Source organism: Leifsonia sp. T36S-04 (assembly GCF_042465655.1).
GTDB lineage: Bacteria > Actinomycetota > Actinomycetes > Actinomycetales > Microbacteriaceae > Leifsonia.
In genome coordinates, this window is sequence record NZ_CP146286.1 from 1,555,176 (window position 1) to 1,577,827 (window position 22,652).

Consider the following 22,652-nt stretch of genomic DNA (forward strand, 5'->3'; position numbering starts at 1 on the left):
GCCCCTAGCGCTGTCGGTCGTAGCGGCCGAAGCCGACGAGGATGTCGCGCTGGATCGCGAACATCTCGCGCTCCTCGGCCGGCTCGGCGTGATCGAAGCCCAGCAGGTGGAGGATGCCGTGCGTCGTCAGCAGCCGCAGCTCGTCCATCAGCGAGTGCCCGGCGGTCTCCGCCTGCACCTGGGCGACCTGCGGGCACAGCACGACATCGCCGAGGAGGCCGGCCGGCGAAGGCTCCTCCTCGGTGCCGGGGCGCAGCTCGTCCATGGGGAAGCTGAGCACGTCGGTGGGGCCGGGCTCGTCCATCCACTGGACGTGCAGCTGCTCCATGGCGGCCTCGTCGACCAGCACGATGGCGAGTTCGGCATCCGGGTGCACGTGCAGGATGTCGAACGCGTACGCGGCGAGCCGCTGGAGGGCGGCCTCGTCCACCTCGATGGTCGACTCGTTGTTGATCTCGATGCTCACTGCGGCCCTATCGTCGCTTGCGGTCGTTCTATCGGCGCTTGGGGAGGTGGTCGCGCGGGCTGCCGCCGCGGCGCTCGGCGCGGTTCGCGAACTCGGCCGCCTGCTCCCGCTCGTAGTGCCGCGCCTGCTGGCGCGCGTCGTAGTCGGTGTAGGCGTCGACGATCCGGCCGACCAGGCTGTGGCGGACCACGTCTTCGCTGGTGAGGCGGGCGAAGTGGATGTCGTCGATGTCGCCGAGCACACGTGTCACGAGCCGGAGACCGCTGGCGGCGTTCGGCAGGTCGACCTGGGTGATGTCGCCGGTGACGACCATCTTGGAGTTGAAGCCGAGACGGGTCAGGAACATCTTCATCTGCTCGGGCGTCGTGTTCTGCGCCTCGTCGAGGACGATGAAGGAGTCGTTCAGGGTCCGCCCGCGCATGTAGGCGAGCGGGGCGACCTCGATGGTCCCCGCCGCGAGCAGCTTGGGGACGAGCTCGGGATCCATCATCTCGTTGAGCGCGTCGTACAGCGGGCGCAGATACGGATCGATCTTGTCGGTCAGCGTGCCGGGCAGGTAGCCGAGACGCTCACCGGCCTCGACTGCGGGACGGGTCAGGATGATGCGCGTCACCTCCTTGCGCTGGAGGGCCTGCACCGCCTTCGCCATCGCGAGGTAGGTCTTTCCGGTACCGGCCGGGCCGATGCCGAACACGATCGTGTTGTGGTCGATCGCGTCGACGTACTGGCTCTGCCCCAGCGTCTTGGGGCGGATGCTCTTGCCGCGAGCCGTGAGGATGGCCTGGCCGAGCACGTCGGACGGGCTCAGGTTCAGGTCGGTGTCGAGCATCCGGGCGGAACTGGTCACCTCGGCGGGCGACAGATCTTGACCATTGCGCACCATCTCCAGCAGCTCTTCCACGAGCCGCTGCGCCGCCGCGACCTGCGTCGCGTCGCCCGAGAGGGTGATGTCGTTGCCGCGCACGTGCACGTTCACGAGCGGATACTGCCGCTCCAGCGTGCTGAGCAGGCGGTCCTGTGGGCCGAGAAGCCGCACCATCTGGATGCCGTCGACGCTCAGGCGCGCCTCTGCGCCCGCCTCTCCCGGGGCCGGCTGGGTCGATTCAGAGCTGGGCAAGTGATCCTTCCTGGAGGTCGCCGCTGAGGACGTGTGCGTGGACGTGGAAGACGGTCTGGCCCGCTCCCGCGCCGGTGTTGAAGATGAGCCGGAAGTCGCCGTCCGAGTGCTCATCGGCCAGCCGCTTCGCCGTGGCCACGAGCTCGGCCAGCAGCTGCGGATCGCCGGCGGCGAGCTCCGCGACGTCGCGGTACTCCTCGGTCTTGGGCACGACGAGAAGGTGCAGCGGCGCCTTCGGCGCGATGTCGCGGAAGGCGATCACGCGCTCCGAGTCGTACACCACGTCGGCCGGGATCTCGCCCGCGATGATCGCCGCGAAGATCGAACGCTCCGTCTCTGCCATGCCTCTATCCTATTCGCGCGCGCCGACACTGCGGCGGGGTCACCAGCGGCCGAGCGCCGCGTTGAGCACGGCGAGGGCCGCGGGACCGGCGGTCGAGGTGCGGAGCACCGTCGCGCCGAGGCGGACCAGCTCCGCGCCCGCATCGCGGAGCGCGGCGAGTTCCTGCGGCGCGATGCCGCCCTCGGGGCCGACGACGAGCACGAGGTCGCGGCCGTCCGGCCGGATTCCGGTGAGCGGCGTCTCGGCATCCGGCTCCAGCACGAGGACGCGCGCCCCCGCGGTCAGCGCGGCGATCTGCCGGGTCGTGGACAGCTCCCCCACCTCGGGCGTCCACGCGCGGATCGACTGCTTGGCCGCCTCCCGGACGATCGTCGCCCAGCGCTCGCGGCCCTTGGCTACCTTCGGTCCCTCCCACCGCGACACCGAGCGGGAGGCCACCCACGGCACCACCGCATCCACGCCCAGCTCGGTCGCCGCCTGGATCGCGAGCTCGTCGCGGTCGCCCTTCGCGAGGGCTTGGACGAGCGCGATCGCGGGCGCCGGACGCGGGACGCGCGAGACGGCCTCCACGTCGATCGTCAGCTCGGAGTTCGTCGCCACCAGCACCTCGCCCGACGCCACCAGACCCCGGCCGTTGCCGATCAGGACGGATTCGCCCGGCCGGGTGCGGTTCACCGTCGCGGCGTGCTTCGCCTCGGCGCCGGTCAGCGACAGCCGTGCACCGACCTCGACGTCGTCGAGGTCTTCGCGCAGGTAGAGGGACGCCATCCGCGCCCGCTACAGGTTGAGGAACCGGTCGCGGAGCTTCGCGAACAGCCCCTGCTGGAACCGCGCGAGCGACGGCTCGCCCGCCTTGTGGGTCGCCGCGAACTTCTTGATCAGCTCCTTCTCCTTGTGGTCGAGCTTGGTCGGGGTGACCACCTGGATGCCGACGCGCAGGTCACCGCGGCCACTGCCACGGAGGTGGGTGATGCCGCGATCCTTGACGCTGATGATGTCGGCGGACTGCGTGCCCGGCTTGAGCTCCAGCCGGATGTCTCCGTCGAGCGCCTTGACCGTCGCGGTGGTGCCGAGGATCGCATCCGTCATCGACAGCTCCAGGGTGCAGAGCAGGTCGTCGCCGTCGCGGCTGAAGATCTCGTGGTGCTTGACCTTGATCTCGAGGTAGAGGTCGCCGTTCGGGCCACCGGCCGGGCCGGCCTCGCCGCTCCCCGGCATCTGCAGGCGCAGCCCGGTGTCGACGCCGGCGGGGATGTCGACCGGCACGGAACGACGGGCGCGCACGCGGCCCTGACCCTGGCAGGTGACGCACGGCGTGGCGATGACGGTGCCGTAGCCGCGGCAGGTGCCGCAGGGGCTCGACGTCATCACGTTGCCGAGCAGGGAGCGGACCGAGCGCTGGATGCTGCCGGTGCCGTGGCAGATGTCGCAGGTAACGGGCTGGGTGCCCGGCTGGCAGCAGGAGCCGTTGCAGGTCTCGCAGACCACGGCCGTGTCGACCTCGAGGTCGCGGTGCGTGCCGAAGATGACCTCGTCCAGATCGACCTCCACGCGGAGCAGCGCGTCCTGACCGCGCTCACGGCGCGACCGGGGTCCGCGGGTCGCTCCCCCGCCCCCGCCGAAGAACGTCTCGAAGATGTCGCTGAACCCGGAGAAGTCGGCGCTTCCGCCACCGCCGAATCCGCCGGAGCCTCCCAGGTCGTACTGCTGGCGCTGCTGGGGGTCGCTCAGGACGTCGTAGGCGTGCGTCACGAGCTTGAACCGCTCCTGCGCCTCGGCGCTCGGGTTCACATCCGGGTGGAGCTCCCGTGCGAGCCGGCGGTACGCCTTCTTGATCTCGTCGGGGCTGGCGTCTCGCTCGACGCCGAGTACTTCGTAGTGGTCGGCCACGTGGGCGGTTCCTTCTTCTTTCGATCGGGTTCGTGGAAAGTGCGGGGGCTGCTACTGGTCGCCCAGCAGCCGCGAAAGGTATCGGGCGACGGCGCGGACGGCGGCCATGTTGCTCGAGTAGTCCATGCGGAGCGGTCCGAGCAGGCCGATGCGGGCGACATCCGATCCTGCCGCACTGTAACCGCTGGCGAGGATGGATGCTTCCGTGAGACCGGATCCGGCGTTCTCGCGGCCGATGCTGGCGCCGACCCCGTTCTGGTCGGTCGCCATCTCGTCGAACAGGCGGAGCAGGACCACCTGCTCCTCGATGGCCTCGAGCACCGGGGTGATGGTGCCGGGGAAGTCGAGTTCGGTGCGGACCAGGTTGGCCGCGCCCGCCATGACGAGCTTCTCCTGCCGGTTGGCGGCGATCTGGTCGAGCAGTGCACTGGCGACGGGATCGACGAGGGCGCGGGTCCGCTCGCTCAGCGCCGTGGGCAGCTCGCGCAACCGCGCGGTGGCCTCGGCGAGGGTGAGGCCGGCCGCCGCGCCGTTGATGGCGCCGCGGATCTCGGCGACGTCCTCATCGCTCAGTTCGGTGGACAGCTCGATCACGCGCTGCTCGACCGCTCCGGAGTCGGTGATCAGCACGCTGAGCAGCCGCCGCGGGGATAGGGCCACCAGCTCGATGTGGCGGATGCGCGACCGAGCGACCGAGGGGTACTGCACGAGCGCCACCTGGTTGGTGAGCTGCGACAGAAGGCGGACGGTGCGCGACAGGACATCGTCGAGGTCGGCGGAGTGCCCGAGGAAGGTCTCGATCGCGGTGCGCTGGGCCTGCGTGAGCGGGCGCATCTCGGCAAGGTGGTCGACGAACAACCGGTACCCCTTGTCGGTGGGGACACGGCCGGACGAGGTGTGCGGAGCCACGATCAGCTCCTCCTCTTCGAGCAGGGCCATGTCGTTGCGGATGGTGGCCGCCGACACACCGAAGGAGTGGCGCTCGACAATGCTCTTGGACCCCACCGGTTCGCGCGACGCCACGTAGTCCTGGACGATGACGCGCAACACTTCGAGACTGCGTTCCGAAACCATTCCCGCCTCCCGTCGACCGATTAGCACTCGCCTTTCCTGAGTGCCAATCCTATCGCGACGAAACGTGCTCAGGATGATTGCTGGCTGTGACACGGCAGCAGTACCTTATGTGCAACGGTTCGACACGCTCGCAACCGATCACGAAAGGGTTCCGCCGATGACAGACCCGAACCAGCCCTCCGACCCGGCCGGGGGCATCCCTTCGCAGCAGCCCAGCGGCGTCCCGCCGCAGCAGCCGCCCCAGCAGCCGTACTCGAACGTCCCGCCGCAGCAGCCGTACGCCCAGCCGGCCGGTGGCCCGCAGCAGCCCTACGCCGCAGCGCCTGCTGCTCCCCTCGACGCAGCGCAGGACAAGCAGTGGGCTGCGTTCGCGCACCTCGGCGGCATCCTGTGGATCCTGCCCTCCCTCATCATCTGGCTCGTCTTCAAGGACCGCGGCCGCCTCACCAACCAGGAGGCCAAGGAAGCCCTCAACTGGCAGATCACGTGGATCATCGCGTGGGTGGCGTCGCAGATCATCGGGATCATCATCGGCAGCTTCACCTACGGCATCGGCTACCTGCTCTTCGGGCTGCTGATCCCGTGGGCGCTGTACATCGTGAACCTGGTGTTCTCGATCCTCGGCTTCGTCCGCGTGAACAGCGGCGGGACGTACCGCTACCCGGTGAACTTCCGCTTCATCAAGTAGTCAACGCGTTCAGGCTCTTTTCAGCCTCGGGCCCCGGGCCCTAGGCTGTGGTCCACCCTGCCCGGCTCCGTCGGGCACCGGCCCTGTCCGACACAGAGGAGAACAGCACCATGTCCGCGACACCCCCGCCGCCTCCGCCGCAGCAGCCCTACGGAGGTTCGGCGCCGCAGCTCAGCCCGGCCGACGAGAAGCTCTGGGCGACCCTCGTCCAGATCGGCGGCATCCTGTTCAGCTGGATCCCTGCGCTGATCGGCTACCTCGTGCTGAAGGACCGCGGGCCCTTCGTCCGCGCCCACACCGCGACGGCGCTGAACTTCCAGATCACGATCTTCATCGCCTACGTCGTCGGCGGCATCCTGTCGATCGTCGTGGTGGGCATCTTCATCATCATCGCCGCGTGGGTGCTCGACATCGTCTTCAGCATCATCGCCGCGGTGAAGGCCAACCAGGGCGAGTACTACACGTACCCGGTGGCGATCAAGTTCGTCAGCTGAGCGAACCGCTCGGTCAGGCGGCCTCGTCCGCCAGCAACCGGCGCACCACCGCGTCGGCAAGGAGCCGCCCCCGCAGGGTCAGCACGATCGACCCGCGGAGGGCGGCTCGTCCGTCCACCAGGCCGTCGGCGATGAGAGCGGGGACCTCGCGGCGCCCCGCATCGCCGAGTTCCGTCGTCCGCACGCCCTCGCGGATCCGGCTCAGGAGCAGCACCCGCTCCACGTGCCGCGTCTCAGCATCCAGGGTCTCGCGTCCGGCCGCAGGCGACTCTCCCGCCAGCACCCGCTGGGCGTAGGCGGCGGGATGCTTCACGTTCCACCAGCGGACGCCGCCCACGTGGCTGTGCGCGCCGGGGCCGATCCCCCACCAGTCGTGGCCCAGCCAGTACGACAGGTTGTGGCGCGAGCGGTGCGCCTCGTCGGTCGCCCAATTGCTCACCTCGTACCAGTCGTAGCCCGCGTCGGCGAGCCGCCGGTCGGCCAGCTCGTACATGTCGGCCTCGAGGTCGTCGTCGGGCTCGGGCACCTGCCCGGAGCGGATCTGACGGGCGAGCTTGGTGCCCGCCTCGACGATCAGCGCGTACGCCGACAGGTGATCGGGCTCGCACGCGAGGGCGGTGTCGAGACTGCGCGACCAGTCGTCGAGCGACTCCCCTGGCGTGCCGTAGATCAGGTCGAGGCTGACCTGGAGTCCCGCCTCGCGCGCCCACCCGACGACCAGTGGGATGCGCGCCGGATCATGGGTGCGCTCCAGCGTCTGGAGCACGTGCGGGACGGCGGACTGCATCCCGAACGACACGCGCGTGAAGCCCGCGTCGGCCAGGCGGCGCAGATCGTCCGCATCCACGGAGTCCGGGTTGGCCTCGGTCGTCACCTCTGCGCCGTCGGCCAGGCCCCAGGCGTCGCGGACGGCGCCGAGCATCGCGCCCAGGTCACCCGGCGGGAGGAGCGTCGGGGTGCCGCCGCCGAAGAAGACGGTGGAGACGGGACGCTCGGGCACTCCGCTCGCGCGCAGCGCGTCAGCGGCGAATGCGACCTCGCGCACGGCGTGACCGGCGTAGTCGGACTGCGAGACGCCGCGGAGCTCGGTCGCCGTGTAGGTGTTGAAGTCGCAGTATCCGCACCGGACCCGGCAGAACGGCACGTGCAGGTACACCCCGAAGTCGCGGTCGGCGGCGTCGCCGGCGGCCGTGGCGGGCAGCCGGCCGTCCGCGGGCGCGGGGTCGCCGAGAGGAAGCGCGCTCGGCATCAGGCGGAGCTCACGGGGTGGAGCGCACGCAGGTACTTGGCGGTATAGCGCCGCTGCACGCCGAGCAGGACGGGCGCGACGATGCGGTAGAACGCGTTCGACGGGCGGGAGATGGCGCGGAGCCGGAACCACACGGTCCCGTCCTCCCGCTGCTCGACCAGGAAGAGCTCTTCTCCGCTCTCCGGGTGCCCGTGCAGCGTCCCGTAGGCGAAGCCACGGCGGTGCGGCTCGTCGATGACGTAGACGACCCGGATCGGCGCTGCGACCCGGAACGGGCCGAACGGGATCTTCAGCACGGCGGTCATCCCATTGCGGACAAACGGAGTGCCATCGTCGGCGAAGACGTCTTCCTCCGGCCGGTTCGCGCGCATCCGGACCGGCGTCCCGTCGGGACCGAATTCGACGCCCTCGTACTGGACGCCGGTGCCCTCCTGCACATCGGTGACCTGGATGCCGCTCCCCTTCTGCACGCCCCACGCCATCAGGGCCGTTGCGGCCGTCTCGAAGCGCTCGTCGCCGCTGCCCAGGCGGATGCTGCGTTCGAGCGGCTTGTAGCCCTTCGGCGGGTAGTACAGCAGATCCGCCGCCTGGGTGGCGCCGACCGCCCCGTACGTGACGGGTTGGTCGGTGAAGCTCGAACGACGCATGTATTCATCTTCCGCCATGTCGCAGGGGTTCGCGAAACGGGTCTGCCGTCCGGCGCCCGGGAGTGGTGTACTCGTCGGGATGAAAGGGGTCCATGGATGGGCGCGATCGTGGTGGAGGCCTTCATCAGCCTCGACGGAGTGGTGCAGGGCGGAGGTGCACCGGATGAGGACCGTGAAGGCGGCTTCGAGCTCGGCGGCTGGGCGATGGACTTCGACGCCGAGCACCCGGAGGATAGCGGAGAGGACCTCGTGCGGGAGTGGGAGAGCCGCACCGAGGCGCTCCTCCTCGGCCGGAAGACCTACGACATCTGGGCCCGGTCGTGGGGTGTCTGGGACGAGAACGCACCCGGACTCGAAGGGGAGCTGACCCGCCGCTACAACCGCATCCCGAAGTACGTGGCCTCGCGCACCCGCACCGAGCTCGGCTGGAAGAACTCGTTCCTGCTCGGGCCGGATGTGCCCGAGGAGGTCGAACGGGTGCGCCAGGAGATCGACGGCGAGATCCGCATCTGGGGCAGCACCGAACTGGTCCGGACGCTCGCCGGCCGTGGCCTCATCGACGAGTACCGGCTGTGCGTCTACCCGCTGCTCCTCGGGACGGGCAAGAAGCTGTTCCCGGACGGGTTCCCGTCCGCGCGGCTCGGCCTCGCGGAATCGCGACGCCTGCCCTCCGGTGTGCTGGTGAACACCTACCGGCGGGCGTGACTACTTCTTGGCGTCCTTCTTCTCCGTGTCGCCGGAGAGCGCGGCGATGAACGCCTCCTGGGGGACTTCGACGCGGCCGACCATCTTCATGCGCTTCTTGCCCTCCTTCTGCTTCTCGAGCAATTTGCGCTTACGCGTGATGTCGCCGCCGTAACACTTGGCGAGGACGTCCTTGCGCATCGCACGGATGTTCTCGCGGGCGATGATCCGGGCGCCGATGGCCGCCTGGATCGGGACCTCGAACTGCTGCCGCGGGATGAGCTCGCGCAAGCGGGAGGCCATCATCGTGCCGTAGGCGTACGCCTTGTCGCGGTGGACGATCGCGCTGAACGCATCCACTGCCTCTCCCTGGAGCAGGATGTCGACCTTCACCAGGTCGGACTCCTGCTCGCCGAAGGGCTCGTAGTCGAGCGAGGCATAGCCGGCCGTCTTCGACTTGAGCTGGTCGAAGAAGTCGAAGACGATCTCGCCGAGCGGCATCGTGTAGCGGATCTCGACCCGGTCCTCGCCGAGGTACTCCATGCCGAGCAGGGATCCGCGGCGGCCCTGGCAGAGCTCCATGATCACGCCGACGTAGTCCTTCGGCGCGAGGATGGCCGCCTTGACGACGGGCTCCTCGACCTTCTCGATCTTGCCGCCCGGGAACTCGCTCGGGTTCGTGACGGTGACGGTCTTCTTGTCCTCGGTCGTGACCTCGTAGATCACGCTGGGGGCGGTCGTGATGAGATCGAGGCCGAACTCGCGCGAGAGCCGCTCGGTGATGATCTCGAGGTGCAGGAGGCCCAGGAAGCCGCAGCGGAAGCCGAACCCGAGCGCGACGGACGTCTCGGGCTCGTAGACGAGCGCAGCGTCCGACAGCTTCAGCTTGTCGAGGGCCTCGCGCAGCTCGGGGTAGTCGCTGCCGTCGAGCGGGTAGAGGCCCGAGAACACCATCGGCTTCGGCTCCGTGTAGCCGGGCAGGGCGACGGTCGCGGGCTTGGACGCGGTGGTGATCGTGTCGCCGACCTTCGACTGCCGGACGTCCTTCACGCCGGTGATCAGGTAGCCGACCTCTCCGACGCCCAGACCCTTGGAGGGAGTCGGCTCGGGCGAGGAGACGCCGATCTCGAGGATCTCGTGGGTGGCCTTGGTCGACATCATCTGGATGCGCTCGCGCGGCTGCAGCTTGCCGTCGACCATCCGGACGTAGGTGACGACGCCGCGATAGCTGTCGTAGACCGAGTCGAAGATCATGGCGCGGGCGGGAGCGTCGGCGTCGCCGGTCGGCGCGGGGATCTCGGCGACGACGCGGTCGAGCAGGGCTTCGACGCCCATGCCGGTCTTGCCCGAGACGCGCAGCACGTCTTCCGGGCGGCCGCCGATGAGGCTCGCGAGCTCGGCCGCGTACTTGTCCGGGTCGGCGGCCGGGAGGTCGATCTTGTTGAGCACCGGGATGATCGTGAGGTCGTTCTCGAGCGCGAGGTAGAGGTTCGCGAGGGTCTGCGCCTCGATCCCCTGGGCCGCGTCCACCAGCAGGATCGCGCCCTCGCACGCCGCCAGCGAGCGCGAGACCTCGTACGTGAAGTCGACGTGCCCGGGCGTGTCGATCATGTTGAGAGCGAACGTCTCGCCGTCGACGGCCCAGGGCATGCGGACGGCCTGGCTCTTGATCGTGATGCCGCGCTCGCGCTCGATGTCCATGCGGTCGAGGTACTGCGCGCGCATGTCGCGGTCGGACACCACGCCGGTGATCTGCAGCATGCGGTCGGCCAGGGTCGACTTGCCGTGGTCGATGTGCGCGATGATGCAGAAGTTGCGGAGGGAGGCCGGGGCCGTCGCGGCGGGCTCGAGGGCCTGAAGAGCTCGTGGTGACATCGTTCGGCCATTCTTCCATGAACGCCCGGCCCCCGGGCACGCCCGCTCGGGTCAGGCGAAGCGCTCGCCGCGCTCCACCACGTGGCCCTGGCCGTCTTCCCAGCGGTAGACCTCGGCGCCGCCGATGAAGACGCGTTCGGCGCGGGAGTTCACGTCGAGCGGGTCGCCGGACCACAGCACCACGTCGGCATCGAGGCCCGGGGTGAGGGAGCCGATGCGGTCGTCCAGGCGCAGGAACGCGGCGGGATTGACGGTCAGGGCCTCCAGGGCGGTCTCCCGCGGCAGGCCGTCTTTGACCGCGAGGGCCGCCTGGTAGACGAGGAAGTTGATCGGTACCACCGGGTGATCGGTCGTGATCGCGACCCGGACGCCGGCCTTGGCCAGAACGGCCAGGTTCGCGATCGCGCGATCGCGCAGCTCGACCTTCGAGCGCGAGGTGAACATCGGTCCGAAGATGACCGGGATGTCGCGCTCGGCGAGCACGTCGGCGATCTTGTGCGCCTCGGTTCCGTGGTTGATCACGAGCCGGTAGCCGAACTCGTCGGCGAGGCGGAGAGCGGTCGCGATGTCGTCGTGGCGGTGGGTGTGCTGATCCCATGCGAGCTCGCCGTCGAGGACCCGCACGAGGGTCTCCTTCGAGAGGTCGCGGTCGAACGGCTTGCCCTCGAGCGCGGCGCTGTCGCGCTGGGTCCGGTAGTTCTGCGCGGCGACGAACGCCTCACGGATGATCATCGCGACCCCGAGGCGGGTGCTCGGTGTCTGGTTCTTGCCCCCGTAGACGCGCTTCGGGTTCTCCCCCAGCGCGGACTTGACGCTGACGGCCTCGTGGATGACCTGCTCGTCGATGATCCGGCCGCCCCAGGTCTTGATCGCGACGGTCTGGCCGCCGATCGGGTTGCCCGAACCGGGCTTGACGACCACGGACGTCACGCCGCCCGACAAGGCGTCGCGGAAGCCCTCGTCGTCGATGTTGATGGCGTCGATCGCCCGGACGGCCGCGGTGTTGGGCGTCGTCATCTCGTTCGTGTCGTCGCCGGCCGGACCGTTGGCCTCCTCGTGGATGCCGACGTGACCGTGGGACTCGATGAAGCCGGGAAGCACCCACTTGCCTGCCGCATCCACGACCGTCGCATCGTCCGGCACGGAGACGTCGCCCGCGGGGCCGACCGCTTCGATGACTCCGTCCCGGACGAGGACGATGCCGTTCTCGATCGGCTCCTGAGCGACAGGGACGACGTAACCGTTGACGATGGCGATGGTGGTGGAAGTCATGGAGCGAGCCTACGCGCGTGGGTCCGGCCGTCCAGCAGAGTCGCCGATCTGGGGAATGCGTGACGATCACACGCGTTGTGGACAGGTATGAACATCCTCCTCACCGGCTCGACCGGCTTCATCGGATCCTCAGTCCTCCCCCGCCTTCTCGACGAAGGCCACTCCGTGACGGCACTCGTGCGGGACGCGGGCAAGGCGGCCTCGGTCGAGGCGGCGGGTGCCACGGCACTGATCGGCGACGCCGCCGATGCGCAGCTCGTGGAGCGGGCGGCGCGCGAGAGCGATGGCGTCATCCACCTCGCCTCCAGCACGGACGTGGACACCGTGCTGGTGCCCGCAGTCCTCCGCGGCCTCGCCGGCTCCGCCAAGGCGTTCGTGCACACGGGCGGGATCTGGACCTACGGCACGAACGACGACATCACCGAGGACTCCGCGGTGGATGCTCCGGAGCTGACGGCCTGGCGCGGGACCGCCGAGGCGCTGGTGCGCGCTGCGGCGGACGTGCGCGCGATGATCGTCGTCCCGTCCATCGTGTACGGACACGGCAAGGGGCTCGCGAACGTGATCGTCGATGCCCCGCGGGGTTCGGAGGCAGCGCCGGCCCTCCGGCTTATCGGCGACGGCACCCAGCACTGGGCGACCGTGCACGTGGACGACCTCGCAGCGCTCTACGTGCTCGCGCTGGAGCACGGCACGGCCGGGGCGACGTACATCGGCGCCGGCGGCCACAACCCGACCGTGCGCGAACTCGGCGAGGCTGCGGCGCAGGCCGCCGGCATCGCAGGGGGCGTCGTCGCGGAGTCCGTCGAGGAGACCCGCTCGCGGCTCGGCGCGGGCCTCGCCGACGCGCTGCTGCTCGACCAGCAGGCGCGCGGCACGAAGGCGCGGATCGACCTCGGCTGGGAGCCGAACGGCGCCACGCTTCCCGAGGAGTTGCTGGTGGGGTCGTACGCGCCCGCCCGCGTGTGATCTCGCTCACGACTCGGCCGGGTCGCGGATTGGCAGGATGCTGAACCCACTGGTAGAGTTGTTTGTTGGCTTGCGTGTGGATGTGTCCGCACGAAACGCCGCAAGGCGCCCTCTCCGCTGAGCGGCACATCCATAACTCATCAGAACGAAAGTGACCACACGTGGCAAACATCAAGTCGCAGATCAAGCGCAACGGCACCAACAAGAAGGCGCAGGAGCGCAACAAGGCCGTCAAGAGCGAGCTCAAGACCGCCATCCGCGCCACCCGCGAGGCCGTCGTTGCGGGCGACAAGGACAAGGCGAGCGCGGCGCTGCGCACCGCCGCCAAGAAGATCGACAAGGCAGCCAGCAAGGGCGTCATCCACAAGAACCAGGCGGCGAACCGCAAGTCGGCCATCGCCAAGCAGGTCGCCGCGCTCTAAGCAGCGACCGCCCGCGGGACCTGTCCCGCGCCGCTAGCGAGCCCCCGTTCCAGGACTTCGGTCCGGACGGGGGCTCGCTGCATGTACGGGTGCGGCAGCCGCAGGCCTCAGTCGCGGCCGCGGGCGCTGATGACGCGGATCATCCGCTCCAGTGCGAACACAGGGTCCCGGCCTCCGCCTTTGACGTTGGCGTCGGTCTCGGCGAGGAGTTCGATGCAACGGCCGAGGCCGTCCTCCGTCCACCCGTGGAGGTCGCGGCGGGCGCGGTCGACCTGCCACGGCGCCAGCCCGAACTGCTGGGCGAGCTGGCCGGATCCGCCGCGCGCTCCGGAGATCTTGGCCATCGTGCGGAGCTTGCTCGCGAACGCGGCCACCATCGGGACGGGGTCTGCACCGGAGGCGAGCGCGTGTCGCATGGTGACGAGCGCTTCCCCGTGCCGTCCGGCGATAGCGGCGTCGGCAACGTGGAAGGCGTTCGTCTCGACGCGACCCCCGTAGTACTTGTCGACCGTCGCCTCGGTGATCTGCTCCGCCGAGTCGGACAACAGCTGCTGGCAGGCCGCGGCGAGTTCAGCGAGGTCGTCCGAGAACGCCGACGTGATCGCACGTAGCGCCCCGGGAGTGACCTTGCGTCCGGCCGACGCGAACTCCGCCTGTGCGAAGTCGTACTTCTCGGCGTCCTTCTTGAGCTCGGCACAGATCACCTCGATGCCCCCACCCGTTCCCGAGCGGATGGCGTCGAGCAGCTTCTTGCCACGGACACCGCCGGCATGCCGGAGGGTCACGACCGTCTCGTCCGCCGGCGCGTTCAGGTAGTCGAGCATGTCGGCCAGGAACGCGTCGTTGCACTTCTCGACGGCGTCCACACGGATCAGCCGCGGCTCCCCGAACAGGGAGGGGCTCGCGAGGGTGAGCAGTTCGCCCGGCGCATAGTCGCCCGCGTGGAGATCGCTGATCTCGAGGCTCGGATCGTCGGCCTTGAGGGAGTCGCGCAGAGTGCGTACGGCCCGGTCGGCGAGGAAACCCTCCGGCCCGGTGACGAGCACGACCGGAGCGGCGCGGATCTGGCTCCACGGCACCTGCGGGATGGCACTCGCGGCGGCGCGCGCCTTGCTCGCTCCGCCTCTGCTGCCACCTCGGGTCGCCACGTGTCTCCTCGTTCGTCTGCCGCCCGGACGACTCCCGAGCCTGCCCTTCCAGGATAGGGCCGACCACCGTCGTCGGTCGCCGGGCTCCGCTCGCTCCACAGTTGGATGCCGGACGGACCGGGCGAGACGAGCAGCAGTCCCTGCTGGTCCGTCCGGACCACGACGGTGCCGCACACAGCCAGGAGGCGGAGGGCGCTGGCGGTGGGGTGACCGTACCCGTTGTGGGCGCCGACGGAGACGAGCCCGACCTTTGCGCCGAGCGCGCGGTACAGCTCCGGGCTCTGGTCCGCCGAGCCGTGGTGTGCGACCTTCACCACGTCGACCGGCCCTACGGCGCGGGTGGCGAGCAGCGCGTTCTGCGCCTCCTCCCCCAGATCACCGAGGAAGATCGACCGCATCCCCCGGCCCTCCGCCTCCACCGTGAGACTGCCCGCGTTGCCGGTGTCCATGTCCGAGGGAGCACCGTCACCGGCGCGGCCACCCGGTGGCCAGAGCAGGCGCCAGGTCACCGCTCCGAGCTGCCCGCTCACCCCCGCCCGCCCCTGCTCGACGGGTACGCCCGCAGCCGTGAGCACGGCGAGGGTCCGTTCGTCGGAGGCGCGCACCGGACGCTGAACGATCGCACGTTTCACGCGCGACGCCACGCCACTGACACCACCCACGTGATCGGCGTCGAAGTGCGTCAGGATCAGGACCTCGAGAGCCGGGATACCGAGCCGGTCGAGGCAGGCGGCAGCGGGCGCCGGCTCTCGTCCGACGTCGATCATCGCGACGGCGTTCCCGTCTCGCAGCAGGACCCCGTCTCCCTGACCCACATCGCAGGCGGCGACCTGCCATCCGTCCGGGATCGCCAGTACTCTGCCGACCGCACCACCTCCCCAGGCGCCGACGTAGACGAGTGCGCCGGCGATCAATGCGAACGCGGCAGCCGCGGAGACCACCCGCGGCGCGCCGCGGGCGAGGATCAGCACCGCGACCGCCGTCAGCACCGCTGCGCTCAGGATCACACCCAGCACACCCGGAACCCACGGCAACGCGACGCCGGGGAGGCCACTCGTGAACGTCGCCACCTGGGCGATCCACGCCGATGGCACCCAGGCGAGCCTGACGATCAGCTCTCCGATCCCGGGCACCCACGGCAGCACCGCGCAGGCGAGGCACCCGAGAACGGTGGCGACGGGCGCCGCGGGTTCCGCGAGTAGGTTGGCCGGGATCCCGAACAGAGGCAGCGTCGGGCTCAGGAGGACGAGCACCGGCTGGCAGGCCACCTGCGCGGCTGTCGGAACCGCGAGGGCCAGTGCGAGCGTCCGCGGCATCCATCGGGCGAGAGTCCTGCTGAGCGGTCCGGCCAGGACCAGAAGTCCCGCCGTCGCGAGGACGGACAGCGCGAATCCGTAGTCGCGGGCCAGCCACGGATCATGGACGAGTAGCACCACCATCGCGAGAGACAGTGCCGGGATACCGTCGGCGGCGCGCCCTCGCGCCAGTCCGATCAGCAGGACGCCGGCCATCGCGGCGGCACGGATGACACTCGGGCCCGGTCCGACCAGCGCGACGAACGCGAGCAGGGCCGCACCCGCCGCGACGATGCGCGTGCGCCGCCCGAGCCCCGCGGCCCGGGCGAGAAGGAAGACCAGCCCGATGACGAGCGCGCAATTCGCGCCGGAGACCGCGGTCAAGTGACTCAGGGAGGAGGTCGTCATCGCCTCGTCGAGCCGCGGCGGCAGAGCCGTCTCGTCGCCGATCGCCAAACCCGGCAGGAGAGCGCCGCCGTCGCCGGGCGACGCTCCGGCCGCGTGCGCGAACGTCGTACGCGCCGCGGACGTCCAGGCGAGCCATGGCGGTGGAGGGTCCTCGATCACCGGCTCTTCCGCACCCGAGGTCCGGAGCGTGTAGCTGACCGCCTCCCCCGGATCTTCGGGCACCGGCGTCACGTCGGCGCGAACCACCGTCCCGACCGCGAAGGTCCGCGCCGTGTCGACAGCGGCATCGAACTCGAGCGCTACGGGGATGCCCTTCGGCTCGCCGACGGTGCGCCCTCGAAGTGTCCAGCGAGGCTGGTCACCGAAGCCCGCAGCCATCCGATGCGGCGTCCGTTCCACCCGGATGCTCACCTGAATCGTGTCCGATTGGCTGGCCGTCCGATCCAGTGCCGGATTCACTCGCCCGGGCGCCGCGGCAGCTACAGCGGCCGAGCCGAGGGCGATCGCGGCGAGCACGGTCGCGGCGAGGGGAATCAGCCGCGGTATGCGGCGGTACCGCGACTCCCTCCTCCCTCGGCCGACGAAGACAGCCCACGTCGTTGCTGCGACCGCCCCGACACAAGCAGCGACGGCGACCCCGGCGGCCACCTCGGTCGCCCCGATCAGCACCGCGCACGTGACCCACAGCCCGACCGCGGGCACTGCGAGGCGCAGGTCCGGCATCAGACGACCACCCTGTCCTTGAGGCCGTCGAAGAGCTTCTGGCCGATCCCGGTCACCTTGAGCAGATCGGTGGCCTGCACGAACCGGCCGTTCGCCGACCGCCAATCCACGATGCGCTGGGCGAGTGCCGGGCCGATACGCGGAAGCGTCTCGAGCTCGGCAGCCGTCGCGGTGTTCAGGTTCACGAGCGGGCCCGCGCCGCCGCCGTTCGCGCCGGCTCCCCCGCCCGCTGCTCCCCCGGCCGTAGCGGTACCCGCCGCAGGAGCTTCGCCGACCCGGGGAACGACCAGCTGCTCCCCATCGGCCACCGGCCGGGCCAGGTTCACACCGCCCGGGTCGGCGTCGTCCGCCAACCCGCCCGCCGCAGCCACCGCGTCCACCACCCGCGCCCCGGCGACGAGCGAGACCAGCCCGGCTTTGCGGACCGCACCTGCCACGTGTACGAGCAGCTGACCACCCGGCGGACCGCTCGAAGCCCCACCCGTCGCGGAGGCGAGAGACCCTGTCGGCGGCCCGGAGGCAGCCGCCCGCGTCGACAGTGGCACCGTGTTCCCCTGCTGTGCGGTCGCGGACACCAGCACCGCCACCACCGCAGCCAGGATGAGGAGCACCACGGCAGCACCCACACCGACGCGCAATCGCGTGGTGCGGCTCCACGCCGGGCGAGTCGGGCACGCCGGCCGCGCCGGGCGCACTAGGCGCGTCGGGTACCCCGTGCACCTCACGCAGCTCGGGCTCGTCGGAAGCGGAAGGATCGCCGGTGTGTCGCATCCCTCCACGCTAGGAAGACACGATCACGTCCCCGCGTCCGCCCCGGAATCCGTGGAGAAACACCGAGGGCGCCGGGTTGTGTACAACCCGGCGCCCTCGCGAGACAGCAGTACTCAGCCGCGCGGCTTGGTGGCGATGTTCACCAGTCGCGGCGCCCGCACGATCACGTTCACGATCTCGCGGTCGCCCACCGAGCGGACGACGGCCTCGGACTGACGGGCCAGCGCCTCCAGGTCGTCCGAACCGATCTTCGGAGACACCTCGAGCCGGTCGCGGACCTTGCCGTCGACCTGCACGATCGCGGTGACGGACTCCTCGATCAGCAGCGTCGGATCGGGCTTGCGCCACTGCGCGAGCGCCACCGACGGCTCGTAGCCGAGCTTGCTCCACATGTCTTCGGCGGTGTACGGCGCGAACAGGTTCAGCGCCATCGCGATGACCTCCGCTGCCTCGCGCACGGCAGCATCTGCTGGCCCCGCGCCCGTGTCGATCGTCTTGCGGGTCGCGTTCACCAGCTCCATCAGACGGGCGACGACGACGTTGAACTTGAACGACTCCACCAGACCCGGCGCGTCGGCCAGGAAGCGGTGCGTGACCCGGCGAAGCGCCGCGTCCCCCGTCTTCCAGACGACGTCGGGTGCACTGGTCACGTCGTCCGCCACGCGCCACGCACGGGCGAGGAACTTCGCGGAGCCCGACGGCGAGACGTCCGCCCAGTCGATGTCGTCCTCCGGAGGACCCGCGAACGCCATGGTCAGGCGCACCGCATCCACACCGTGCTCGTCTAGCTGCTCGGACAGCTTCACCAGGTTGCCGCGCGACTTGGACATGGCAGAGCCGTCCATGAGCACCAGGCCCTGGTTCAGGAGCGCCGTGAACGGCTCGGTGAAGCTGATGTAGCCCAGATCGAACAGCACCTTCGTGATGAAGCGGGCGTACAGCAGGTGCAGGATGGCGTGCGTCACGCCGCCGATGTACTGATCGACCGGCGCCCACTTCTCCGCCTCACGCGGGTCGAACGCCTGCGTGTCGTCCTTCGGGGACAGGAAGCGCAGGAAGTACCAGGAGCTGTCGACGAACGTGTCCATCGTGTCCGTGTCGCGCTTCGCGGGTCCACCGCAGTTCGGGCAGGCGACGTTGACCCAGTCGCTGGCCGCGCCGAGCGGGCTGGTGCCCTTCGGCTGCAGGTCCAGACCCTCCGCCGGCGGCAGCAGCACGGGCAGCTCCGACTCCGGCACCGGCACCTCGCCGCACTGCTCGCAGTGGATGATCGGGATGGGCGTGCCCCAGTACCGCTGCCGGGAGATCAGCCAGTCGCGCAGGCGGAAGTTCTTGGCCGGTGCGCCCAGGTGGGAGCCCTGCAGGGCCTCGGTGATCCGGCGGATGGCGTTCGACTTGCTCAGCCCGTTGAACGGCCCCGAGTTGACCAGCCGGCCCTCGCCGGTCAGGGCGACGCCGGTCTCCGACGGGTTCTCGAGCGCAGCCTCCTCCGGCAGGATCGGCTCGCCGGTCTCCGGGTCGGTGTGGATGACCGGGATGGCCCCGGTCACCGGCTGCGTGGTGTCGACGACCACGCGCACGGGCAGGTCGAAGGCGCGCGCGAAGTCGAGGTCGCGCTGGTCGTGTGCGGGCACGGCCATGATCGCGCCGTGACCGTAGTCGCTCAGCACGTAGTCCGCCGCCCAGATCGGCAGCTTCTCGCCGGTCAGTGGATTGATCGCGTGCCGCTCCAGGAAGACGCCGGTCTTCTCGCGCTCACTGCTCAGGCGGTCCATCTCGGTGGTCCCGCGCACCTCGGCGAGGTAGTCGTCGAAGCGCTTGCGGACCTCCGGACGCGCGCCCTCCACCAGCTCTGCGGCCAGGTCGGAGTCGGGCGCGACGACCATGAAGGTCACGCCGTACAGCGTGTCCGGTCGGGTCGTGTAGACCGTGACCGGCTCGTCGCGGCCCTCGATCGCGAACGTGACGTCCGCGCCGGTCGAGCGCCCGATCCAGTTGCGCTGCATCGAGATGACCTTGGAGGGCCAGGCGCCCTCCAGCTGGTTCAGGTCGTCCAGCAGCCGGTCCGCATAGTCGGTGATGCGGAAGTACCACTGGGTCAGCTTCTTCTTCGTCACCAGGTTGTCGCAGCGCTCGCAGCGGCCGTTCACGACCTGCTCGTTCGCCAGCACCGTCTGGTCGAAGGGACACCAGTTGACCTGGCTCGCCTTGCGGTAGGCCAGGCCCTTCTCGTACAGCTTCAGGAACAGCCACTGGTTCCAGCGGTAGTACGACGGGTCGCTGGTCTGCAGCACGCGGTCCCAGTCGAAGCTGGGCGCGTAACGGCGCATGCTGGCCTTCTGCTGCGCGATGTTGTCGTTGGTCCAGCCGGCCGGGTCGAGCCCGCGCTTGATGGCGGCGTTCTCGGCGGGCAGCCCGAACGAGTCCCAGCCGATCGGGTGCAGCACGTTGAAGCCCTGCTGACGCCAGTACCGCGCGATGACGTCGCCCAGGGCGTACGCCTCGGCGTGGCCCATGTGCAGGTCGCCCGATGGGTACGGGAACATGTCGAGGATGTACTTGCGCGGGCGCTTGTCCGTCGCGTCGTCCGTGGCGAAGGGGCGCAGCTCGTCCCAGCGCGGGAGCCAGGTGTTCTGGATCGCCGTGAAGTCGTACTGCGCGCGCTCGTCGTGAGCGCGGTCGTCCTGCGGGTGCTCGTGTGCCACGTGACTCTCAATCTCGGTTCCGTCGTACCGCATCCGGGAGCCGGACGGCACGGAAGAGGTCCGGGCGACAGGCCCGGGTCTCCAGAGTACTAAACGTCGGCATGATCCGGTCCGTTCCCCGGATCCGCGGTCAGTTCGCCGTGGGCGTGATCCGGTCGCCGGAGATGTCGAGCCCGGCCGCCGCGAGCAGCGCCGTCGCCTTCACCCGGACCTCGTCGAGCTCCTCCTCCGGCACCGACAGTGCCGTGATCCCGCCGCCCGCGCCGATCGTCGCGAACCCGCCTGCGAAGTGGATGCTGCGGATCACCATGGCGAGGTCCGCGGAGCCGTCCAGCGCCAGGTAGCCGAAGCATCCGGCGAACGCTCCGCGCGGGCCCTCCTCCAGCCGGTTCAGGATGCGCATCGCGCTGAGCTTCGGCGCACCCGTCATCGAGCCGGCCGGGAAGCACGCGGCCACAGCATCCACCGCGCCGTGCCCGGGCAGCAGCTCTCCTTCGACCGTGGACACCAGCTGGTGCACCTGCGCGTAGCTCTCGACGGCGAGCAGGTGGGTGACCTCGACCGAACCGACCGTGCACACGCGGCCCAGGTCGTTGCGCATGAGGTCCACGATCATGACGTTCTCAGCACGCTCCTTCTCGCTCGCCTCGAGTTCCGCCCGCAGCTCGATGTCGGCGGCGACGGTCGCGCCGCGCGGGCGCGTGCCCTTGATCGGACGGGTGCGGACGTGGCCGTCCGCCTCCACCCGCAGGAACTGCTCGGGGGACGAGCTGACCAGCACCTCGCCCGCGATGCGCAGATACCCGGCGTGCGGGGCGGGGCTGGAGCGGCGCAGACGGAGGTGGACGGCGAGCGGATCGGCGTCGGTGCGCGCCTGTGCACGGTTGGTGAGGCACAGCTGGTAGGCGTCGCCGGCGCGGATCGCATCCTGGCAGGACACGATTGCGGCGAGGTAGGCCGCGTCGTCGTGGCGCCAGGAGCCCTCGGTCGCCGGGATCGGACGGCCGTCGGCGTATGCCTGCGCGGCCCCCGCGGCGGCGCCCAGTGCGCGCACCGTCGCGGCGGTCCAGCTGCGGCCGTCGTCATCGTCGGGCGCGACGACCGCCACGGAGCGAGCGGCGTGGTCGAACGCGAGCAGGCGGTCCACCAGCAGGAGCGCGGCGTCGGGACCCTCGGTCGCCGCCACCGGGGCTCCCGCGGCGCTCGCGCCCGCTTCGTAGCCCAGGCGACCCCACCATCCCACCGGGAAGCCGGCCGCCCCGGTCTGCTGCCGCGCAGCCAGATCCTCCCCGAGGACGTCGAGGATGCGGCCCTCGCGGGTCGAGCCGCCGAGCGTGACTGTGCCCTCGGCGACGGATGAGGTGGCGGTGATCCGCCCGGTCCCGATGAACGATCGGCCGGTGACCGCGTCCGGACCGCTGTCCAGCCAGACGGCGTCGGGCATCCCGGCCGTGGATCGGCTGGGCGCTTCGCCCCCGAAGAGCGTCACGAAAGCGTCCGCCGGGTCGACCCAGGTGTCGAGCCGGAGCACGCGGAGCGGTGGGGCCACCGCACTAGCCTAGGCGAGTGGACGCGCAGAGCACCGAACCCCTGAACACCCTGGCCGAGTGGGCCGACGGCGAACTGCGCGTGCGCGACGACTGCGAGGTCGTCGACACGGAGCTGCTGGCGGCCGACTCCTTCCTGGTCCGCGACGGCAGCGCACTGGCGCTCCGGCTGCACCGGGCCCGGTTCGCCGAGACCGTACGCGAGCAGGGGTTCACCGGATCCGACCTGGATGCCTTCTGGGATGCGGCGGTCGCGTCCCTCCGCCGGGACGGCGACTGGTTCCCGCGGTTCGAGTTGGTCCGGGCCAGGGACTCGTTGCGGCTGCGCTTCCGGCTGCGTCCGGCTCCCGCGCTGACCACGACCCTGGTCGTCGCGACCGCCGACGCCGATCCGCGGCAGGTTCCGCACCTCAAGGGGCCCGACATCGACCGGCTCAGCGCCCTCCGCCAACGTGCGCAGCGACAGGGCGCACAGGAGGCCGTGATCCTGGACGAAGGGCGCGTCAGTGACGGCGCGACGACGGCGCTGCTGTGGTGGCGAGGCGACACGCTCTTCGCTCCGCCGTTCTCCCTCCCGCGCGTCGACAGCGTGGCCGCGCGAACGGTGCGCGGCATCGCCGCGGCGCTGGCCACTCCCGTCGAGGAGGAGGAGGTCCGCCCGTCGGAGCTCGACGGCGCCGTGCTGTGGGCGGTCAACGCGTTGCACGGCATCCGCGCCGTCACGTCGTGGGTGGATGGTCCCGCACTGACGCAGGACGGCGCACGAACCGACGCGTGGCGCGCCCGGTTCGCGGCACTCGCGCGTCCGCTCCCCTGAGCGCGGACCCCGGGCCTGGCGAGAACTCCGGGCCTGGCGAGAACTCCG

The 22,652-nt window shown here is 70.3% G+C and carries 20 protein-coding genes and 1 pseudogene; 6 read left to right on the forward strand and 15 right to left on the reverse strand.

The genetic code is table 11. The features are described from left to right. Nucleotides 1–4: 4 nt before the first annotated feature. The 6 genes from ybeY to hrcA are packed head-to-tail and all read right to left on the reverse strand — an operon-like array spanning nucleotide 5 to nucleotide 4,890. On the reverse strand, nucleotides 5–466 hold the full coding sequence (gene ybeY, locus P3F85_RS07595) for an rRNA maturation RNase YbeY (protein ID WP_374010630.1): 462 nt from the start codon (nucleotides 464–466) through the stop codon (nucleotides 5–7). A 28-nt stretch (nucleotides 467–494) separates the two neighbouring features. After that, entirely contained in the window at nucleotides 495–1,583 is a 1,089-nt protein-coding gene (locus P3F85_RS07600; protein WP_374010631.1) for a PhoH family protein, read from the reverse strand. Further along, a complete protein-coding gene (locus P3F85_RS07605) occupies nucleotides 1,570–1,926 on the reverse strand; it encodes a histidine triad nucleotide-binding protein (RefSeq protein ID WP_374010632.1) in 357 nt (118 codons plus the stop codon). Before P3F85_RS07605 ends, P3F85_RS07600 begins: the two co-directional genes overlap by 14 nt. A gap of 39 nt (nucleotides 1,927–1,965) precedes the next feature. Further along, entirely contained in the window at nucleotides 1,966–2,694 is a 729-nt protein-coding gene (locus tag P3F85_RS07610) for a 16S rRNA (uracil(1498)-N(3))-methyltransferase (protein ID WP_374010633.1), read from the reverse strand. Nucleotides 2,695–2,703: 9 nt separating this feature from the next. Further along, on the reverse strand, nucleotides 2,704–3,816 hold the full coding sequence (gene dnaJ / locus P3F85_RS07615; RefSeq protein WP_374010634.1) for a molecular chaperone DnaJ: 1,113 nt from the start codon (nucleotides 3,814–3,816) through the stop codon (nucleotides 2,704–2,706). A 51-nt stretch (nucleotides 3,817–3,867) separates the two neighbouring features. Next, nucleotides 3,868–4,890, reverse strand: coding sequence for a heat-inducible transcriptional repressor HrcA (hrcA, locus tag P3F85_RS07620; protein WP_374010635.1), 1,023 nt, complete (start codon nucleotides 4,888–4,890; stop codon nucleotides 3,868–3,870). A 157-nt stretch (nucleotides 4,891–5,047) separates the two neighbouring features. On the opposite strand from hrcA, the gene P3F85_RS07625 reads away from it, so the two are divergent. Beyond that, complete coding sequence (locus tag P3F85_RS07625; RefSeq protein ID WP_374010636.1) at nucleotides 5,048–5,578, forward strand: DUF4870 domain-containing protein; 531 nt, start codon at nucleotides 5,048–5,050, stop codon at nucleotides 5,576–5,578. A gap of 110 nt (nucleotides 5,579–5,688) precedes the next feature. Then, nucleotides 5,689–6,072: a DUF4870 domain-containing protein gene (locus P3F85_RS07630; protein WP_374010637.1), complete on the forward strand. Its 384-nt coding sequence runs from the start codon at nucleotides 5,689–5,691 to the stop codon at nucleotides 6,070–6,072. 13 nt (nucleotides 6,073–6,085) lie between these two features. Here P3F85_RS07630 and hemW read toward each other — a convergent pair whose 3' ends face one another. After that, nucleotides 6,086–7,321 carry a radical SAM family heme chaperone HemW gene (gene hemW / locus P3F85_RS07635; RefSeq protein WP_374010638.1) on the reverse strand — a complete coding sequence of 412 codons (1,236 nt, stop codon included), beginning with the start codon at nucleotides 7,319–7,321 and terminating at the stop codon, nucleotides 6,086–6,088. Next, nucleotides 7,321–7,968 (reverse strand): DUF1990 family protein, encoded by a 648-nt coding sequence (locus P3F85_RS07640; RefSeq protein WP_374010639.1) that lies wholly within the window; start codon nucleotides 7,966–7,968, stop codon nucleotides 7,321–7,323. The genes hemW and P3F85_RS07640 overlap by 1 nt, the downstream gene beginning before the upstream one ends. A gap of 96 nt (nucleotides 7,969–8,064) precedes the next feature. On the opposite strand from P3F85_RS07640, the gene P3F85_RS07645 reads away from it, so the two are divergent. Next, complete coding sequence (locus P3F85_RS07645; RefSeq protein ID WP_374010640.1) at nucleotides 8,065–8,673, forward strand: dihydrofolate reductase family protein; 609 nt, start codon at nucleotides 8,065–8,067, stop codon at nucleotides 8,671–8,673. On the opposite strand, the gene lepA is transcribed toward P3F85_RS07645, so the two are convergent. After that, the gene (gene lepA / locus P3F85_RS07650) at nucleotides 8,674–10,527 is read right to left on the reverse strand and encodes a translation elongation factor 4 (protein ID WP_374010641.1); all 1,854 of its coding nucleotides are present in this window, start codon (nucleotides 10,525–10,527) and stop codon (nucleotides 8,674–8,676) included. A gap of 51 nt (nucleotides 10,528–10,578) precedes the next feature. Next, nucleotides 10,579–11,799 (reverse strand): amidohydrolase, encoded by a 1,221-nt coding sequence (locus P3F85_RS07655; RefSeq protein WP_374010642.1) that lies wholly within the window; start codon nucleotides 11,797–11,799, stop codon nucleotides 10,579–10,581. An 87-nt stretch (nucleotides 11,800–11,886) separates the two neighbouring features. Between P3F85_RS07655 and P3F85_RS07660 the strand changes: the two genes are divergently transcribed. Next, entirely contained in the window at nucleotides 11,887–12,768 is an 882-nt protein-coding gene (locus P3F85_RS07660; RefSeq protein ID WP_374010643.1) for an NAD-dependent epimerase/dehydratase family protein, read from the forward strand. A gap of 161 nt (nucleotides 12,769–12,929) precedes the next feature. Beyond that, on the forward strand, nucleotides 12,930–13,190 hold the full coding sequence (gene rpsT / locus P3F85_RS07665; RefSeq protein WP_374010644.1) for a 30S ribosomal protein S20: 261 nt from the start codon (nucleotides 12,930–12,932) through the stop codon (nucleotides 13,188–13,190). A gap of 107 nt (nucleotides 13,191–13,297) precedes the next feature. Here the strand turns inward: rpsT and holA are convergent, their stop codons facing one another. The 5 genes and pseudogenes from holA to P3F85_RS07690 all read right to left on the reverse strand — a co-directional run bounded on the left by holA (nucleotide 13,298) and on the right by P3F85_RS07690 (nucleotide 21,789). Next, the gene (gene holA, locus P3F85_RS07670) at nucleotides 13,298–14,338 is read right to left on the reverse strand and encodes a DNA polymerase III subunit delta (protein ID WP_374010645.1); all 1,041 of its coding nucleotides are present in this window, start codon (nucleotides 14,336–14,338) and stop codon (nucleotides 13,298–13,300) included. Between the two features lie 338 nt (nucleotides 14,339–14,676). Next, nucleotides 14,677–16,764 (reverse strand): annotated as a pseudogene (locus P3F85_RS07675) (ComEC/Rec2 family competence protein); the annotation flags it as partial. Then, the gene (locus tag P3F85_RS07680; RefSeq protein ID WP_374010646.1) at nucleotides 16,764–17,378 is read right to left on the reverse strand and encodes a ComEA family DNA-binding protein; all 615 of its coding nucleotides are present in this window, start codon (nucleotides 17,376–17,378) and stop codon (nucleotides 16,764–16,766) included. The gene P3F85_RS07680 and the pseudogene P3F85_RS07675, both read right to left, overlap by 1 nt. Nucleotides 17,379–17,648: 270 nt before the next feature. After that, nucleotides 17,649–20,240: a leucine--tRNA ligase gene (gene leuS, locus P3F85_RS07685; RefSeq protein WP_374010647.1), complete on the reverse strand. Its 2,592-nt coding sequence runs from the start codon at nucleotides 20,238–20,240 to the stop codon at nucleotides 17,649–17,651. Between the two features lie 130 nt (nucleotides 20,241–20,370). After that, a complete protein-coding gene (locus P3F85_RS07690) occupies nucleotides 20,371–21,789 on the reverse strand; it encodes an anthranilate synthase component I family protein (protein WP_374010648.1) in 1,419 nt (472 codons plus the stop codon). 17 nt (nucleotides 21,790–21,806) lie between these two features. Between P3F85_RS07690 and P3F85_RS07695 the strand changes: the two genes are divergently transcribed. Further along, entirely contained in the window at nucleotides 21,807–22,604 is a 798-nt protein-coding gene (locus P3F85_RS07695) for an aminotransferase class IV (RefSeq protein ID WP_374010649.1), read from the forward strand. Nucleotides 22,605–22,652 lie beyond the last annotated feature (48 nt).